Below are 15,641 nucleotides of genomic sequence, written 5' to 3'. Positions count from 1 at the left end.
TGCTTTCCTGTCGACCTATTACAGTCCAACGACCTTGTACAAGCTTGCGAGTTCGCTGGCGTTCATGGCGCGCACCGAACCTGGTTTCTGATCGCCCAGCTGCACGGTGTGAATCTTCGTGCGCACCAGGGCCTGAACGGGGTATCCCAGTTCTTTGAGCATGCGGCGCACAATGTGCTTACGGCCTTCGTGCAGTTCCACGCGCAGCAGCGACTTTCCTTGCCACACGTCCACGATCTGCACGTCATCGGCACGAGCGATGCCGTCTTCGAGCTCCACGCCGTCCTTCAGCTCACGGATGATTCCGCGGTTGACTTCGCCCAGCACGGTCGCCATGTAGGTTTTGGTGACCTGGTAGCTGGGGTGCATCAGGCGGTTGGCCAGTTCGCCGTCGTTGGTCAGCAGCAGCAACCCTTCGGTCTCTGCGTCCAGGCGGCCCACGTGGAACAGGCCCTGGCCTTGCTCCAGACGCTCCGTGATGAAGTCGCCCACGCAGGGCCGGCCCAGTTCATCGCTCATGGTGGAGTGGACGCCGCGAGGCTTGTTGAGGATGAAGTACACCATCTGGTCGTTGACCTGCACGCGGGTTCCGTCCACGCGCACGATGTCCGTGTGCGGGTCGATCCGCAGGCCCATTTGCTGCACGATCTCCCCGTTGACTTCCACGCGCCCCATGGCGATGAGCTTCTCACTCATGCGCCGGGACGCCACGCCCGCGCTGGCCAGGACCTTCTGCAGGCGTACCAGGTTCTGGCTGTCCTTATTTTCATTCGACGCCAACGCTGCACGACGTTCCTCATCCGTGATGTGCTGACGCTTGGCTGGCTTCGCGTTGGAGACATACACCGCGGCGGCCTCATCCTGGGCCCGCTGTGCTGCCATGGCGGCGGCGTGTGCGGCTTTCATCTCCTGGCTTTGCCTCTGTGCGCGGCTTAAGGGCTTTTCCTGTCCGCGGTGGGCGCGGCGGGCGCCGCTGCGTTGCGGGCGGGCAGGCTTCTTGCGTCCCTTTTTCTTGTCCGGTGTGCCATCTCGGCGAGCGGGTGTATTCAAGGAATGTTCCTATTCATCTTTGTGGAGAATGTTCATTCTCCTGGGTGTATAGACCTGATGAGGTGAAGTTCTCAAGCCTAACGCATTGTTACGTGGTCATTCTACTCGACTGACCCCACACTGACGGTTCTACTCTTCGATCGCGTCGACCTCGGGCAGCAGCGGCGCAAGATCAGGAAGTTCCTCCAAGGAACTGAGCCCGAGCTGCTCCAAGAACAGGGGCGTGGTGGAGTACAGGTGCGCGCCCCCTACCCCCGTCTCTTCAGCCTCTTCGGCGATGAGGCCGCGCACGGTCAGCGTGCGGATCACACCATCACAGTTCACACCGCGCACAGCTGAAACCTGGGCACGAGTCACCGGTTGGCGGTAGGCGATCACGGCCAAGGTCTCCAGCGCGGCTCGGGACAGGCGCTGCTGCGAGCCGTCCAACACCTTGGCCTCCACCACAGGGGCATTGGCGCGGCGGGTGTACAAACGCCAGCCGTCGTCCTGCTCGCGCAATTCGAATCCGGAACCGCGGGCGTCGAATTCCATGGCAATCTCCCGCAGCACCTCACGGACATCGTCGGCGGTGACGTCGCTGGCAGAGGTGGTCGACTCAGCGGTATCGGGGTACTCGGCGTTCAGTACTCGTGCGAGATCTTCGGGCTGCGCCGGCTCATCGCTGATGAGCAGCAGGGATTCCACGCGGCTGCGCACCACGGATACCGGTGCCAGAATGTTGCCTTCGGGCTGCTTTCCTTCGGAGTGGTTCACGCTGATCCTTCTTCCCTTGTGTCGAGTGCGCTGTGCCGAGTGTGTGTGCCTAGTTCCAGTTGGACGCCGCGACCACAGCCGGGTCCACGTCCAAGCCCGTCCATGCCACGGACATCTCTTCCAAAGGCTCGGGCTGCTCGATGCCGATCGCGCGGGCCTTGTAGAGCTCCAGCAGCGCCAGGAAGCGCCCCACAATCGTCATATTCAGGTCGCAATCCGCGATGAGCGACCCGAAGCTCACCCACGTATCGGCGCCGGCGATCTTCAGGGTGTCCAGGATGCGGCCGGCCTGTTCCGGCACGCTTACCGCCACCTGGTGGATGTGCCCGGTATCCACCTCGGTCTTCGCCGGGCGGAAGACCGCCGCGGCAAGCTCGGCGAAGCTCTCCGGGGTGTGTCCCAGCTTCACGGGAGGAAGCAGGGACGTAAAACGTTCCTCCAACGCCAAGGCGACGGGGAACCGGCGCGCCGCATCCCGCTGCCATTGGGCGAACATATCCGCTACCGCCTTGTAAGCCTTGTACTGCAGCAGGCGGGCGAACAGGAGGTCACGGGACTCAAGCAGCGCCAGGTCCTCTTCGTCCTCCACCTCGCCACGCGGAACCAGGCGGGCGGCCTTTAGGTCCAACAGCGTGGAGGCCACCACCAAAAACTCGGTGACCTCGTCCAGATCCTCGGCGGACTTGGACAGGGTCCGGGTGTAGGCAATGAACTCATCCGTGACGGTGGCCAGGGCCACCTCCGTGATGTCCAACTTGTGGGAGTTAATCAGCTGCAGGAGCAGATCGAACGGCCCATCGAAATTAGCCAAGGCCACACGGAAGCCTGTGATCTCGGGTTGCACAGGCTCCGGTGCGGCGGGCGGCTGCTCCACCGCGCTGGAGTTCGGCGGATGAGGGCTGGTCACGTTAGGCCTGTTCTGCGACTCGCTTGATGACTTCTGCAGCTAGATTGCGGTACTGGATGGCGCCTGAGGACTTCGGAGCCCAGGTGTTGATAGGCTCTCCGGCCACAGAGGTCTCTGGGAAGCGGACAGTGCGGGTGATGACGGAATCAAACACCTTATCTCCGAAGGCCTCCACCAGGCGCTCCATCACTTCCCGCGAATGCAGTGTGCGGCGGTCGAACATCGTGACCAGAATGCCCAGCACTTCCAGGCGGAAGTTCAGGCGATCCCGCACCTTATCGACCGTGTCCATCAGAAGCGCCAGACCGCGCAGAGAGAAGTACTCGGATTCCACGGGGATGATGACCGAATCAGAACAGGACAGGGCGTTGACGGTCAGCAGCCCCAGGGAGGGCTGGCAGTCGATGATGATGAAGTCATAGTCCTTCGCCACCGGACGCAGGGCGCGAGCCAAGGCCTGCTCGCGGCCCACCTCGTTCACTAGCTGAATCTCCGCGGCGGACAGGTCGATGTTCGCAGGCACAACGTCAAGGTTATCGACTGGACTTTTATGTATCGCATCCAGGATGGACGAGCCGGAATCCACCAGTAGGTTATACACGGTGATATCCAGCTCATCATGCTGAATACCCAGCCCAGCCGAGAGTGCGCCCTGCGGGTCCAAGTCCACAAGGAGCACCTTGCGCCCGAACGCGGCGAGAGCCGCACCCATGTTGATCGTGGACGTGGTCTTTCCCACCCCGCCCTTTTGATTACACATGGAGATGATGCTGGCCGGCCCGTGCGAAGACAACGGCGCGGGATCTGGTAGCTCCGCCATGGGACGGCCAGTCAAGCCGATGTTTTGTTCGGGCTTATCGAACAATGCGTCTGGTTGTGACACTGCGTGCAGCCCTTTCCGTCGAGAATTACATCCTTAAGATTAGCAGCCCTACGCCCGTGGGTGAGATTCAATCCACACTTGCCTCAAGTGATCAGGCGTGACCTTGGTATAGATTTGCGTGGTCACCACACTGGCGTGACCCAACAGCTCCTGCACCACACGGACATCCGCGCCGCCCTCCAGAAGGTGCGTGGCAAACGAGTGCCGCAGGCTGTGCGGGGACACAGGACCGATGCCCGCGGCCTCAGCCGCCTGGGACACCGCCTTGAAACCAGACTGGCGCCCCATCCTCCGGCCGCGATTGTTCAGGAACAGCGCAGGTGAGCCCGTGGTATTTAACGCAGGCCGGGCGCGCGTGAGGTAGGCGTCGATCGCATGAAGGGCAGGGATTCCCACGGGCACGATCCTTTCCTTGCCGCCTTTACCCCGCACGAGCACGATATTGAGGTCGCGATCCAGATCATCCACGTCCAGATCCATCAGCTCCGAAATGCGCGCACCCGTGGAATACAACATTTCCACCAGAGCTTTATCCCTTAAGTCAAGGGCAGAGGCTGAATCCCCTGACGGTATAGCGTCCAACAACGCCTCCACCTGGGCCACGCTCAACGCCTTCGGAATCGGACGGGGCAAGGACGGCACCGGCACGTCCGCCGTGACATCCAGGTCCACGTATCTCTCCGACTGGCAAAAATTATGCAGCCCGCGCACAGCCGCCAACGTGCGAGCCACGGACGACTTCGCCAGCCCCCTGCCCGTGCCCGCGTCCGTACGCAACCACGTCACGAATTGCTCCACCTCGTCCGTGCGCACATCCTTCAGTGCACGATCCCCCAACCACTGCACATAGCGACGAATATCCCGCTGGTAGTTATCCACCGTGTGCGCCGAAAGATGACGCTCCGTCTTCAGATGACGAAACCACCTCGTGGCGATGCGTTGGTTATCCTCAGCAGTGGACATGCCTAGCGCACGCTCTTCATGTCGGTGCCTGGTTCCACTCCCTCGGAGTTCTCCCGGCGGCTCTTCAGACCAGACACGTGCGTGAACGGCTCGTTCGTGCTCCGGCGGGTACCCAGCGCGAGGTGGGCAATACCCGCCACGGCGATCGAGTTGATAATCTTCCCTTCCTGCACCCACCGCACGGCCTCGTCGACCGGCAGCCAGAGGACGTCCAGATCCGCCTCCTCACCCGTCTGAGTGTCCAACCCCATCTCGCGCTGATCCTGCTCGCTGAGCTCAGATACCTCCTCGGCGAGGAAGATCCTCACGCGTTCCTCTGCGAAGCCCGGTGACGTCACCACATCACCCAGGAGATGCCAGGACTCAGCCTTCAGCTGTGCTTCCTCCGCCAACTCCCGCTGCGCCGCCAGTAGGGGGTTCTCCCCCACCTTGTCGAGGATGCCCGCGGGAAGCTCCCACAGATACGCGCCTACTGCGTGCCGGTACTGGCGAATGAGCTGGACGCACCCGTCCTTCACGGCAACCACAGCCACCGCGCCAAAGTGCTCGACAACCTCCCGGACTGCATCCCCCGTGGCGGTGGAAATCGTATCCCGTCGCAGGGCGATAATGGGCGCATCAACAAGTAACTCGGACTCCTTGACCTCGTAGAGAGGCTGGGAACCCGAGTGGGGTTGTGAGTCAGAAGTCATGCTCACCAGTGTAGCGGGCAGGCCGCCTGCCTAGCGCGCTTCCTCGCTGACAGACAACCTCACTGACGGGCATGCTACTGAGAGCGGCGCTCCAAGGCAGCGTCGATCAGACCCTGGAACAGCGGGTGGGAGCGGGTTGGACGGGACTTGTACTCTGGGTGAGCTTGCGTCGCCACAAAGTATGGGTGAACATCCTTCGGGTACTCCACGAACTCCACCAGGGTGCCATCGGGAGACGTGCCGGAGAACTGCAGCTGAGAACCCTCGGTGATCTGCTCCCGGTAGGCGTTGTTGACCTCGAAGCGGTGACGGTGACGCTCGCTGACCTCGGTGGTGCCATAGAGCCCTGCGACCACGGAGCTTTCCTGCAGCGTTGCCGGGTAGGCGCCCAAACGCATCGTGCCGCCCAGATCGGCGTCGCCGGCTACGGCCGCCTGCTGCTCCTCCATCGTGGAGATCACCGGGGTGGAAGCCTCTGGATCGAACTCCGTGGAGGACGCATCCTCCAGACCCGCGGTGCGCGCTGCTTCAATCACGATGCACTGCAGACCCAGGCAGATTCCCAAGGTCGGCAGGCCTGTTTCGCGAGCATAGCGAATCGCGGCGATCTTGCCCTCGATGCCACGGACACCGAAGCCACCGGGGATGACGATGCCGTCCACGCCCGCCAGGGCCTCGGCGGCCTGGCCGTTTTCGCAGTCATCCGACGTAATCCACTTCACGTGAGCCTTCACGCCCGCGCCGAAACCGCCAGCGCGCACTGCCTCTGCGACCGACAGGTACGCATCGGGCAGGTCGATGTACTTGCCCACGATGCCGATGGTCACTTCACCCTGCGGGTTGTGAACACTATCCAACAGCTGCCCCCAGGTGCTCCAGTCCACGTCACGGAATGGCAAGTTCAGGCGTCGGATGACATAGGTATCCAGGTGCTGGGAGTGCAGCACCTTAGGAATGTCGTAAATGCTCGGCGCGTCTGGGCAGCTCACCACGCCTTCCAGCTCCACATCGCTCATCAGAGCGATCTTCTTCTTCATGGGCAGCGGAACCTCGCGGTCAGCGCGAAGAACAATCGCATCCGGCACAATACCGATGGAACGGAGCTCAGCGATGGAGTGCTGCGTGGGCTTCGTCTTCAGCTCACCGGACGGAGCTAGGTACGGCACCAAAGACACGTGAATGAACACAATGTTGTCCCGTCCCACCGCGTGGCGGACCTGACGTGCTGCCTCCAAAAACGGCTGGGACTCGATGTCACCCACCGTGCCGCCAATTTCAGAGATCACCACATCGGGCACCACACCGTCGGCGTCGGGCTTAGCCATCGCCAGAACAGATTCCTTGATTTCGTCCGTAATGTGGGGGATGACCTGGACGGTCTTGCCCAGGTACTCGCCGCGGCGCTCCTTGGCGATGACATTGGAATACACCTTGCCGGTGGTCACATTGCCCGCGGCGGACAGGTTACGGTCCAAGAAGCGCTCATAGTGGCCCAGGTCCAGGTCCGTCTCCGCGCCATCCTCGGTGACGAACACCTCACCGTGCTCGAAAGGGTTCATGGTTCCCGGATCAACGTTCAGGTACGGATCCAACTTCTGCATGGTCACACGCAGGCCGCGCGCGCTGAGCAGCTGCCCCAGGGACGCGGCGGTGAGGCCCTTACCCAGCGAGGAGGCAACCCCGCCTGTCACGAAAATGAACTTGGTGTCTTTATCCAGGCGGCTGCTGCCCATATGCGCTCCCCATGGTCAAGGTGCGGGATTGTGCGCGTTCAATCTCCTCGGGATTCCTCGCAGCGCGTGGCGCTTCGAAGTCGAAAGGAAACGTGTCCGAAAAACACAAAACCCACAGGTGAATACCTACGGGATTTCAGCCTAACACAGGTGCAAAGAATTGCACTAGTGGGCTGGCCGCGGCAGCGTTCGCGTGTGGGTTGGGGCCGGCCTCGCGTGTGGGCTGGGGCCGGCCTCGGGTGGACGCGTAAACGTAGCAGCGGCCGGGTTGACGGGCAGAGCTTACGCCGTCAGCGCCGAGGCGTTCTCTCCCACGCCCACGTGCTTACTCTGGTTATCCTTCTGCTTCTCCAGCTCGTGGATCACGCTGATACGGCCAGAGTCCGCGTTGATGTTGTCCACCGTGGAGACGTTCTCCACATGCTCACGACTTCCGCGTACGAGCGCCACGGCTCCGCCCTTGGCCGCTGAGGACGGGCGCGCGGCCAGCACGGCGCCATCGGTGGATGAGTCAACACCCAAGGCCAAGTCAGACAGGAACGTATTGGAGTAGTTGCCGTCCTGGTCGTCCTTGTCCGCGTTTCCAGCAACAACCACCACCAGGGAGGCGTCCTTCACTTCCCCATCGTGGGAAAGGAATCCTTCCTTCTCCAACGCACCGATCGCCACAGCGCGATCAGACTCGCTGGTCTTGTCGCTCAACGCCGCTCCGAGCAGCTGGCCCGTGTGCATTCCTGGGGAGAGCTTATCTTCAGACAAGGTCGCACCCGACGGCAAAGACTTGGACGCCAGCGACTTCAACGAATCCGCACCGTCCGTGGACGTGGCCTTGTCCGTCAGTTCGATGGTTGCATTCACCGTGGCGCCTGCATTCTCCAGGACTTTCTTGAGGGCATCAACATCTGCGTCTACCGCATCAGGAGCAAGGACCACAGCAACGGACGTGTCAGCCAGCGAACCGTCCACAATGTCGCCGTTGAATTGATTCAGAAGGTCATTGGCCGCGTTGGACTGCAATTCCTCAACATCAGCGCGCTTCTTCTCAGCATTAAGCTCCTGCTGAATCGCCGAGGAATTGCCCGCAGGCCCACCCTCGACATTGGGGGCTAGCGCGAAAAAGCCAAACGCCGTGCCCAGCGCAATGCCTACGCCCAATCCTGCAATCACTGAAGATTTACTCATGACTTAAACAGCTCCTGGACATTCAACGCAAGGCTATTCCATGAATTAATCAAGTTATCCACAAAACCAGAGTCACCGGATAGTCCCGCGATAGCGATAATCACACCGAGCGCCAACAGAATGCCGAGGATAGCCCACAGCCACCCAGCGCTCGACTTGGACACTCGATAAAACTCGGCAACCGCCGTGGAGTCCACCAGCTTGCTGCCCACACGCAGACGGGACATGATCGCCGATGGCGTCTCTGGATCCTGCGACTGCGCAAACACATGATCCAGATCCATATTCTCACCAAGGTGAACCACCATGGACGCACCGTGGTAGTCCGCCAGCAGCAGTGCAAGATCCGTCTGGTTGGAGGAGGCAGCCGGGAAGGTCATGGCTGCCACGCCCAGATCTTGGATTCGCTCCAGACCCGGAGCGTGCCCATCTGGACCAGCGGGAACCACTACGGTGGCGCCACTGCGCAGGGTGTCGGTCGCCAAGGACTCAGGGTCTCCCAGGATCACCTGCGGCTTGTGGCCGGTCTCCACCAGCACGTCTGCGGCGGTTCCCACGCCGATGATGACGGGCTCATACTCCCTCAAGAAGTAGCGCAGGTCCTTGAGCTTCTCCTGCACGTCCTCATCGGGACTAACCACCAGAACCTTCCGGTCGTCCATGTCCACATCCACGTCGGGAATGCCCAGGCCATCCACCAGCAGAGGCGCTTCCGAACGAGTGAACTCAGCGAGGTTTCCGGACAGGGCAACCATGTGATCGCCCAGGGCTTCGCGGGCTTCGTCGAATCGGTCAGCGGCGGTTTCCGTGTCCAGCTCATCACCGCGAACGATCAGGCGCTCGCCGTAATATAGCGCCCCGCTATCCAGCCGGCCTTTCTTGCCGTTTTTCACTTTGTTGGCTGGCTTTTCCTCGTCTTTTTCAACCAGGATAATATCCTCATCGAGCAGCATCTGAGGACCAAAATTAGGCACTTGCCCGGTGCTGAACTTATCAAAGTTAAACACCGCAGCTACCTTGGCATCGATGAGTTTTTGCGCATCGGCCCGGCTTAAGTCGGGCTGGTCGATGACGGCAATATCACCTTCGTGCAACTTACGCTTGTTGATCCCCTTTGGGCCAGTGAGGTCGCGGGTTGCACCCTGAATACCTGGAAGGTCAGAGCGAGAGAATAGCATGATCACATTGTGATACGGATGTGACTGATGGTGCGTTAGGCGCGCCGACTGCCTCCCAAAACAATACCTAGCTGATACCTCGCCGTGCCCGAGCCATCTCCATCAGCTCCTCGGCATGTGCACGCCCCGTCTCGGACTCCAGCCCCGCCAGCATCCGCGACAACTCCTCCACACGCTCCTCGTCGCTGAGAGCTCGCACCGTCGAGGACACAGAAGAATCCGTCGCCTGCTTCGCCACATACAAGTGTGTGTCCGCAAACGCCGCCACCTGCGGCAGGTGAGTCACCACGATCACCTGATTGTCCTCCGCCAGCATCGCCAAGCGCTGGCCAATCTCCACGGCAGCTTTGCCACCCACTCCCGCATCCACTTCGTCGAAGACCATCGTCCGACCCGTGGACGCTGTCCGCTGCGCCAAAATGACCTCCAGCGCCAGCATGATGCGGGACAGCTCACCGCCCGAGGCGCTGGATGCCAAGGCTGTCTCGTGGCCGCCTTGGGTCAGGCGAAACTCCACTGCATCGATTCCCGACGCCCCCGGATCCTGCTGCTGCACGGACACCGTCACCGTGGAGGACATATGCAGCCGAGCGATCTCTGCGGTCACCGCCTTCCCAAACTCCGCTGCCGCAGCCTGGCGCCCTTTCGACAAGCGCTGAGCAAGCGCCAGCATATCCTTCTCCGCCGCCGCGACCTGCTCCTGCAGCGCCTCGATCACGTCGTCGGAGACATCAATCGTCGCCAAACGCTCCTGCGCCTTACTCCTCCACTCAAGGGCGCCATTGACGTCCACTGCGAACTTCCGCAATTCACGCAGGCTCTGCTGCCGTTCCAGCAAGGATTCCAGCGATTCCGGGTCGGGAACATGAAGCAAGGCGCGCCCGGCGTCGTGGGCAATATCGGTGAGCAACGCACTCACCTCGTTCAGGCGATCAGCCAGACCCTGCAGCTCCTCATCCTCCCCCGCCAGGAGGGATGCCGCCTGCGCCAGGAAATCCTGCGCGTTGCCCATCTCCGGGTCCTCGGCCTCGCTGCCATCCACCATGGCCAGCGCCTGCTGGAGGTTCCGCCGCATGTCATCGGCGTCCTGCATCCGCCGAATCTGCGCCTTCACGTCCTCGTCTTCATTGGGCTGCGGATCGATGTCGTCGATGATGCCGATCGCGCGCTGCAATGTTTCGGATTCCAGGGCCAGCTCGCGGCGATCCTTCAATCGTCGTTCTAAATCCTTCGACGCCAACAGCCATCTCTGCCGCGCCTCCCGATATTCACCCAGCAGTTCGTGGTGCCCGGCGAATTCGTCCAGCACTTCCAACTGGCGCGCGGGATCCAAGAGACGCAGCTGATCGTTCTGACCGTGGATGGTCAACACGGCCGAGGAGAACTGGGACAGCATGCCTGCAGCCACGGTCTTCCCGGCCAAATGTGCCCGGGATCGACCCGCGGAGGACACAGTCCTGGTGGCGATCACTTCGCCATCATCGGCAAAGCCATCGATCTCGTCAATCATGGCACGAACGGCCTGCACATCCTCATCTGCCCCCAGCGTGGAGACGTCAAAGATACCTTCCACGGTGGCCTTGTCACTCCCCGCCCGCACGCGGGAAGCATCCGCGCGGTGGCCGGACAGCAGACGCAGGCTGGAAAGCACCATCGTCTTACCGGCACCCGTTTCACCGGTGAGGACGGTGAAGCCACCGGCGAACTCCGCGGTTACTTCCTCGATCACTCCAAGATTCCGGATATGCAGTTCAGAAAGTATGGTGATGCTCCCTTGCTATCGACTGTGTGTGCCTAGTGACGTGGACCGCGCCACCCCGTCACAGGCAGACGGAACTTGTGCACCAGACGGTCCGTGAACGGAGCCTGATCCAGGCGCACCCACCGCACGGGCTGCGGACCACGGCGAATCTCCACGCGGGCGCCCGGCGGCATGTGGATCTGACGGAAACCATCCATCACGGCCGTAGCCGGCGAGGTCGACGGGTTCGTCTCCACGGCCACGGACGAGTTAGGTGACACGACCAGCGGGCGGCTAAATAGGGCGTGGGCGTTGCTCGGAACCACCAAGATGGCGTCCAGCTCGGGCCACAGAATCGGGCCACCCGCCGAGAAACCATAGGCAGTGGAGCCCGTCGGTGTGGACACCAGCACGCCGTCGCAGCCAAAGGAGGACACGGGACGCTCATCAACCTCCAGGATCGTGTCCAGCACACCCTGGCGGTTCAGGTTCTCCACCGAGCACTCGTTCAAAGCCCATCCCGTGCCCAGCACGCGGCCATCCATGTCCCGGGCCGTGATGGACAAGGTCATGCGGTCTTCCACGCGGTAGTCTCGGGCGATCACTCGATCAATGGCCTCCTGGAGGGATTCCTGCTCCCATTCCGCGAGGAAGCCAATGTGCCCCATGTTGATACCCAGTACAGGAACGTCGGCCGAGTGGGCGATGTCCGCGGCGCGCAGGAACGTGCCGTCGCCGCCGAGCACCAGCACCATTTCCACTCCGGTTGCAGCCTCACGCGTGTGCCCGAAGCGACGGAAGCGGCCGAGGATTTCGTGCCGTGCCACGGGGGCCGGGTCTGCGGTCGCCATGACGCGCACATCGATCCCGCCGTCTTTGAGTTTCGACGCCGCCTCCGCAGCCAGGCTGAGATTTTCATGCACTCCCGTGTGCGCCACGAGAAGAACCTCGCGCTTCGCAGGGGCGGACTGGTTCTGACCCGCAGTGTCCTGCTGGTCGTCCGGTGCTGCTGTTGTCACTGAGGTCCCTCCTTCACAGCGGTCTCTACCATGGTGCACAATTGTTCTTCTGTTGGTGCTTCGTGCCCGCCGTCTTTCACCAACCACAGGAAATATTCCACATTCCCGCTTGGCCCGGGCAGGGGCGAGGCCACAACAGCCTTCGTAGATAAACCATACTTCATTGCGGCCCGCGCCACTGACAAAGTCACTTCTGCACGTAGTTCGGGGCTGCGCACCACCCCTCCGGAGCCCAGGCGGTCCTTCCCGACTTCGAATTGGGGCTTGACCATGGGCAGCAGGTCACCCCCTTCGGCGATGCATTCCGCCAGCGCCGGGAGGACCAGTTCGATGCTGATGAAGGAGAGGTCTCCCACCATCATGTCCATCTGCCCGCCCAGAATCTCAGGTGTGAGGGTGCGCACGTTGGTCCGGTCAAACACGTCCACCCTGGGGTTGTTCTGCAGTCTCCAGATCAGCTGCCCATAGCCCACGTCCACGGCTGCGATCCTGGAGGCTCCGCGATCTAGGCACACGTCGGTAAAACCTCCGGTGGAGGCACCGGCGTCCAGTACGGTCTTGTTGCTCACGCTGAGGCCTAGCGGCTCGAAGGCCTCCAGGGCACCGATCAGTTTGTGGGCTCCTCGGCTAGCCCAGCGGTCGTCGTCGCTCTCCGTGACCTTGATGGATACCTCCCCAGTCACGCCCGTGGCCGGTTTCGTGGCAACCATGCCGTTGACGCTCACGCGTCCGCCTTTGATCATGTCTTGAGCGTGCTCACGGCTGCGTGCGATCTTTCGCTTCACCAGCTCCGCATCCAGGCGTTGGAGTTTCTGCCCCTTCTTCGCCATGCTTCTAGATCCCCCGTCCCAGACCGTGCTCGCCGAGCGCGTCATTCACAACCTTCTGGGCCTGCTCCAAGACTGCTGCCTCTTCGACCCCATCGACGTCCCGGGCCAACAGCTCGTCGACCGCGCGTGCCAACTCCTCGCTCAACTCCCGAACCCGCTGCTCCGGAGACATCTGGGCCTCGTTCTGCCGACGGGCCGCGTCCGCTGCGAGCGTGGCGGGGCTAGTTGCCTCTCCCTGTCCTGGGCGTGGTTGCGTCATAGCGCTTTATGTTACTTGCTCACACAACGCGGAACGAAACCTATCGCCACGCGCTCACTGCAGCCTCGGCGAAAGCATCTGGGTCCGCCCTGTTCGTGGTTGCTGGCACGCACGTGATGGCCTCCCACGGCACGCCAGAGTCCAGCAAGGACCACACGTAGGGTGCGGCCACGGCTACAGCCTCGGCGGCCATGAGTGCCACCGCGCGGTCGTCGAGCGCGTCTCCCCCGCTGACACTCTCATCGGGCACCTCGCCGGATGCGATCACAATCCGATGTGTTCCATCAACCAGAGATTCCTGCTCCGCCGACCAGCCGTCCAGGTGATCCCGCAGCGAGCCCACGATGTGGGTGGGGCGCTGCGACACGGGTGCCTTTAGCACGTCCCAGTGTCCCGAGACGCCCGTGAGCGTGCACAGCGTGTCAATACCCGCAGCGTTTCCGCCAGCGATGTCCGTGTCCAAACGATCCCCCACCGCAAGCGGGCGTACCGAGCCCAGGCGTTCCTGCGCGTTGTCAAACATCGCAGGTTCCGGCTTTCCCGCCGACTGCGGGGTCACTCCCGTCGCACTGACCAGGGCTGCCACCATCGAGCCGTTACCCACCAGCAGGCCGCGTTCCGAGGGCAGGGTGGTGTCCAAGTTAGATGCGATGTAGGTGGCCCCGCGACGAATCGCCAATGCTCCCTCTGAGAGCGTGGCCCAGCCGTTGTCGGGGCTGTGGCCGTGCAGGACGACATCCGGGTTGTCATCCGCATTATCTACGACGCCCAAGCCCGCTGTCCGTGCAAGCTCCCGAAAGGACTCAGCCCCGATGACGTAGGCCGTGGGGCTGCCTATTCCTTCAGCGCGCACATGTGCCACCGCAAGGTCTACGGCCGCCATAGCGGAGGTGAGGACGAAATTGGGTTCTGTGGGAAAGCCGAGCCGCGTGAGATGCTCAGCAACCTGCTCCGGTGATCGGGAGGCATTGTTGGTCACGTACATGACCCGGTTCCTCGCGGCGTGTTCTGCCAGGCCTTCGGCAGCCCCGTCGATGGGGCGCCCACCTTCGAAGACGGTGCCGTCAAGATCGACCAGCAGGGCGTCGTAATCTTTCAGTAGCGGGTGAGCAGGCACAGCGCTAGCTCAATTCCTCGATGCGTGCCGCAGCGTCCATCAGCTTCTCGGTATCCAGCTCCTGGGCCTTCGTAAAGTAGGTGATGGCGTCGTCCTTACGGCCTTGCTGGGCCAGGGCGTCCGCGTAGGCGTAGAACAGGCGCATGCGACTCACCTCCGGAGCCTCCTGGTTGTCCAGCTGGCCTTCTAGAGCTTCCACGGCCTGGTCCAGATTGCCCATGTCCTGGTGAGCTCCGGACACCACGATGGCGAGCTCCACCTGGGATTCAGCATCGAGGTCAGCGACGGTGACGTCGCCGGCAACCTCGAGGGCCTTCTCAGGGCGGCCGAGGCCACGTTCCGCATCGGCGAGCACGGACACGAGGCCTGGACCACCGGACATCCTGCGCGCGGCACGGAGCTCGGAGATGGCTTCCTTCCACTCGCCACAATGGTAGGCGGCAATACCGCAGGTCTCGCGGGCAACGGCCACCCGACCCGCACGATCCTTTGCAGCGCGAGCGTGCTCCAACGCCTTCTCTGGTTCGTTGTCCAGCAACAACGCGGTCATGATCAGGTGCTTGGCGACCATGTCGGCGTTGTCCTTCGACAGGCTGCGCAGCTCCTGCCGTACGGATGGGTCCAGGTCCTTCGGATTGATGTCCTCAGGGATCGTGGGTTCATTCATCCGCTTGGCGATGCGCTCTTCACGGTAACCAGAGCGTTGCGGGCCAGCAGCACGTGCGCGATCCACACCATCACGGCGAGCGCCTCCGCGGTTCGGTGTGAAGCCGCCTTTATTCCGAGGTCCATGACGGTTGGAGTTGCGGGAGTGAGAGCGTCCATTGGATGAGGAGGGCCGGCCGCCTCGGCCATGAGAGTTGCCTCGATGTGAACGGCCGTTGCCGTGTTCTCCAACCATGTGTGGACACCTTCCCTGTGTAATTAAATAGCGGACTCAATGTTAGCGCTTGTGTACTTGTATTGCGAATGCTTGTCCGGCAAAGGCACACAGTAAGTCAAGAAACCGACAGACCCCCTTCGCTACGCTATCCGCACATAGCGAAAAGGAAGGGTGGGCGTTACCAACCACAACGTGTGATTGGTAACGCCCACCCTCCCTGTATGAAATTTTTAAAGCCGGCGGTGACCTACTCTCCCACACCCTCCCAGGTGCAGTACCATCGGCGCTGACGGGCTTAGCTTCCGGGTTCGGAAAGGGACCGGGCGTGACCCCATCGCTAAAACCACCGACAAACCAAACAAAGGAAAACACACACCACCCACCAAGGGGGTGTGCCGTGTCATCCCAGACACTGCATAACAGACGCGAGCAACACTCTTTTTGTTTC

General features: G+C 61.9%; 15 protein-coding genes and 1 rRNA gene. All 16 read right to left on the bottom strand.

What is annotated here, in order from left to right; genetic code table 11:
- Window positions 1-18: 18 nt before the first annotated feature.
- Window positions 19-1,050, bottom strand: coding sequence for a pseudouridine synthase (locus IAU67_RS03960; RefSeq protein ID WP_370451904.1), 1,032 nt, complete (start codon window positions 1,048-1,050; stop codon window positions 19-21).
- A 129-nt stretch (window positions 1,051-1,179) separates the two neighbouring features.
- Window positions 1,180-1,806: an SMC-Scp complex subunit ScpB gene (scpB, locus tag IAU67_RS03955; RefSeq protein WP_225723430.1), complete on the bottom strand. Its 627-nt coding sequence runs from the start codon at window positions 1,804-1,806 to the stop codon at window positions 1,180-1,182.
- Window positions 1,807-1,855: 49 nt separating this feature from the next.
- Window positions 1,856-2,623, bottom strand: a complete 768-nt coding sequence (locus IAU67_RS03950) for a segregation and condensation protein A (protein WP_187767982.1) — start codon at window positions 2,621-2,623, stop codon at window positions 1,856-1,858.
- 91 nt (window positions 2,624-2,714) lie between these two features.
- Window positions 2,715-3,533, bottom strand: a complete 819-nt coding sequence (locus tag IAU67_RS03945; protein ID WP_187767981.1) for a ParA family protein — start codon at window positions 3,531-3,533, stop codon at window positions 2,715-2,717.
- Window positions 3,534-3,644: 111 nt separating this feature from the next.
- On the bottom strand, window positions 3,645-4,559 hold the full coding sequence (locus IAU67_RS03940) for a site-specific tyrosine recombinase XerD (protein WP_151841446.1): 915 nt from the start codon (window positions 4,557-4,559) through the stop codon (window positions 3,645-3,647).
- Between the two features lie 2 nt (window positions 4,560-4,561).
- Window positions 4,562-5,251, bottom strand: coding sequence for an NUDIX domain-containing protein (locus IAU67_RS03935; RefSeq protein ID WP_151841445.1), 690 nt, complete (start codon window positions 5,249-5,251; stop codon window positions 4,562-4,564).
- Window positions 5,252-5,325: 74 nt separating this feature from the next.
- Window positions 5,326-6,984 (bottom strand): CTP synthase, encoded by a 1,659-nt coding sequence (locus IAU67_RS03930; protein WP_151841444.1) that lies wholly within the window; start codon window positions 6,982-6,984, stop codon window positions 5,326-5,328.
- Between the two features lie 282 nt (window positions 6,985-7,266).
- Complete coding sequence (locus IAU67_RS03925; RefSeq protein WP_151841443.1) at window positions 7,267-8,166, bottom strand: copper transporter; 900 nt, start codon at window positions 8,164-8,166, stop codon at window positions 7,267-7,269.
- Window positions 8,163-9,344 (bottom strand): putative cytokinetic ring protein SteA, encoded by a 1,182-nt coding sequence (steA, locus tag IAU67_RS03920; protein WP_151841442.1) that lies wholly within the window; start codon window positions 9,342-9,344, stop codon window positions 8,163-8,165. Before steA ends, IAU67_RS03925 begins: the two co-directional genes overlap by 4 nt.
- 67 nt (window positions 9,345-9,411) lie before the next feature.
- On the bottom strand, window positions 9,412-11,106 hold the full coding sequence (recN, locus tag IAU67_RS03915) for a DNA repair protein RecN (RefSeq protein WP_151841441.1): 1,695 nt from the start codon (window positions 11,104-11,106) through the stop codon (window positions 9,412-9,414).
- A gap of 32 nt (window positions 11,107-11,138) precedes the next feature.
- A complete protein-coding gene (locus IAU67_RS03910) occupies window positions 11,139-12,104 on the bottom strand; it encodes an NAD kinase (protein WP_151841440.1) in 966 nt (321 codons plus the stop codon).
- Window positions 12,101-12,934 (bottom strand): TlyA family RNA methyltransferase, encoded by an 834-nt coding sequence (locus IAU67_RS03905; protein ID WP_151841439.1) that lies wholly within the window; start codon window positions 12,932-12,934, stop codon window positions 12,101-12,103. The genes IAU67_RS03910 and IAU67_RS03905 overlap by 4 nt, the downstream gene beginning before the upstream one ends.
- 4 nt (window positions 12,935-12,938) lie before the next feature.
- Window positions 12,939-13,193, bottom strand: a complete 255-nt coding sequence (locus IAU67_RS03900; protein ID WP_151841438.1) for a hypothetical protein — start codon at window positions 13,191-13,193, stop codon at window positions 12,939-12,941.
- Between the two features lie 40 nt (window positions 13,194-13,233).
- Window positions 13,234-14,310, bottom strand: coding sequence for an HAD-IIA family hydrolase (locus tag IAU67_RS03895; RefSeq protein ID WP_151841437.1), 1,077 nt, complete (start codon window positions 14,308-14,310; stop codon window positions 13,234-13,236).
- A 4-nt stretch (window positions 14,311-14,314) separates the two neighbouring features.
- Window positions 14,315-15,211 carry a tetratricopeptide repeat protein gene (locus tag IAU67_RS03890; RefSeq protein ID WP_151841436.1) on the bottom strand — a complete coding sequence of 299 codons (897 nt, stop codon included), beginning with the start codon at window positions 15,209-15,211 and terminating at the stop codon, window positions 14,315-14,317.
- Window positions 15,212-15,427: 216 nt separating this feature from the next.
- Window positions 15,428-15,544, bottom strand: a 5S ribosomal RNA gene (gene rrf, locus IAU67_RS03885).
- Window positions 15,545-15,641 lie beyond the last annotated feature (97 nt).

Source organism: Corynebacterium zhongnanshanii (assembly GCF_014490575.1).
In the GTDB taxonomy this organism is placed as follows: domain Bacteria; phylum Actinomycetota; class Actinomycetes; order Mycobacteriales; family Mycobacteriaceae; genus Corynebacterium; species Corynebacterium zhongnanshanii.
The sequence above is the reverse complement of the archived record's forward strand: the minus strand, read 5'-3'. Positions and strand labels throughout refer to the sequence as shown.

What these genes read in the sequence shown, in the direction of transcription:
- IAU67_RS03945 (WP_187767981.1), bottom strand. Translation starts at nt 3,533, where the DNA reads ATGGCGGAGCTACCAGATCCCGCGCCGTTGTCTTCGCACGGGCCGGCC.
- IAU67_RS03940 (WP_151841446.1), bottom strand. Translation starts at nt 4,559, where the DNA reads ATGTCCACTGCTGAGGATAACCAACGCATCGCCACGAGGTGGTTTCGT.
- IAU67_RS03935 (WP_151841445.1), bottom strand. Translation starts at nt 5,251, where the DNA reads ATGACTTCTGACTCACAACCCCACTCGGGTTCCCAGCCTCTCTACGAG.
- IAU67_RS03930 (WP_151841444.1), bottom strand. Translation starts at nt 6,984, where the DNA reads ATGGGCAGCAGCCGCCTGGATAAAGACACCAAGTTCATTTTCGTGACA.
- IAU67_RS03925 (WP_151841443.1), bottom strand. Translation starts at nt 8,166, where the DNA reads ATGAGTAAATCTTCAGTGATTGCAGGATTGGGCGTAGGCATTGCGCTG.
- steA (WP_151841442.1), bottom strand. Translation starts at nt 9,344, where the DNA reads ATGCTATTCTCTCGCTCTGACCTTCCAGGTATTCAGGGTGCAACCCGC.
- IAU67_RS03905 (WP_151841439.1), bottom strand. Translation starts at nt 12,934, where the DNA reads ATGGCGAAGAAGGGGCAGAAACTCCAACGCCTGGATGCGGAGCTGGTG.
- IAU67_RS03900 (WP_151841438.1), bottom strand. Translation starts at nt 13,193, where the DNA reads ATGACGCAACCACGCCCAGGACAGGGAGAGGCAACTAGCCCCGCCACG.
- IAU67_RS03890 (WP_151841436.1), bottom strand. Translation starts at nt 15,211, where the DNA reads ATGGTTGGAGAACACGGCAACGGCCGTTCACATCGAGGCAACTCTCAT.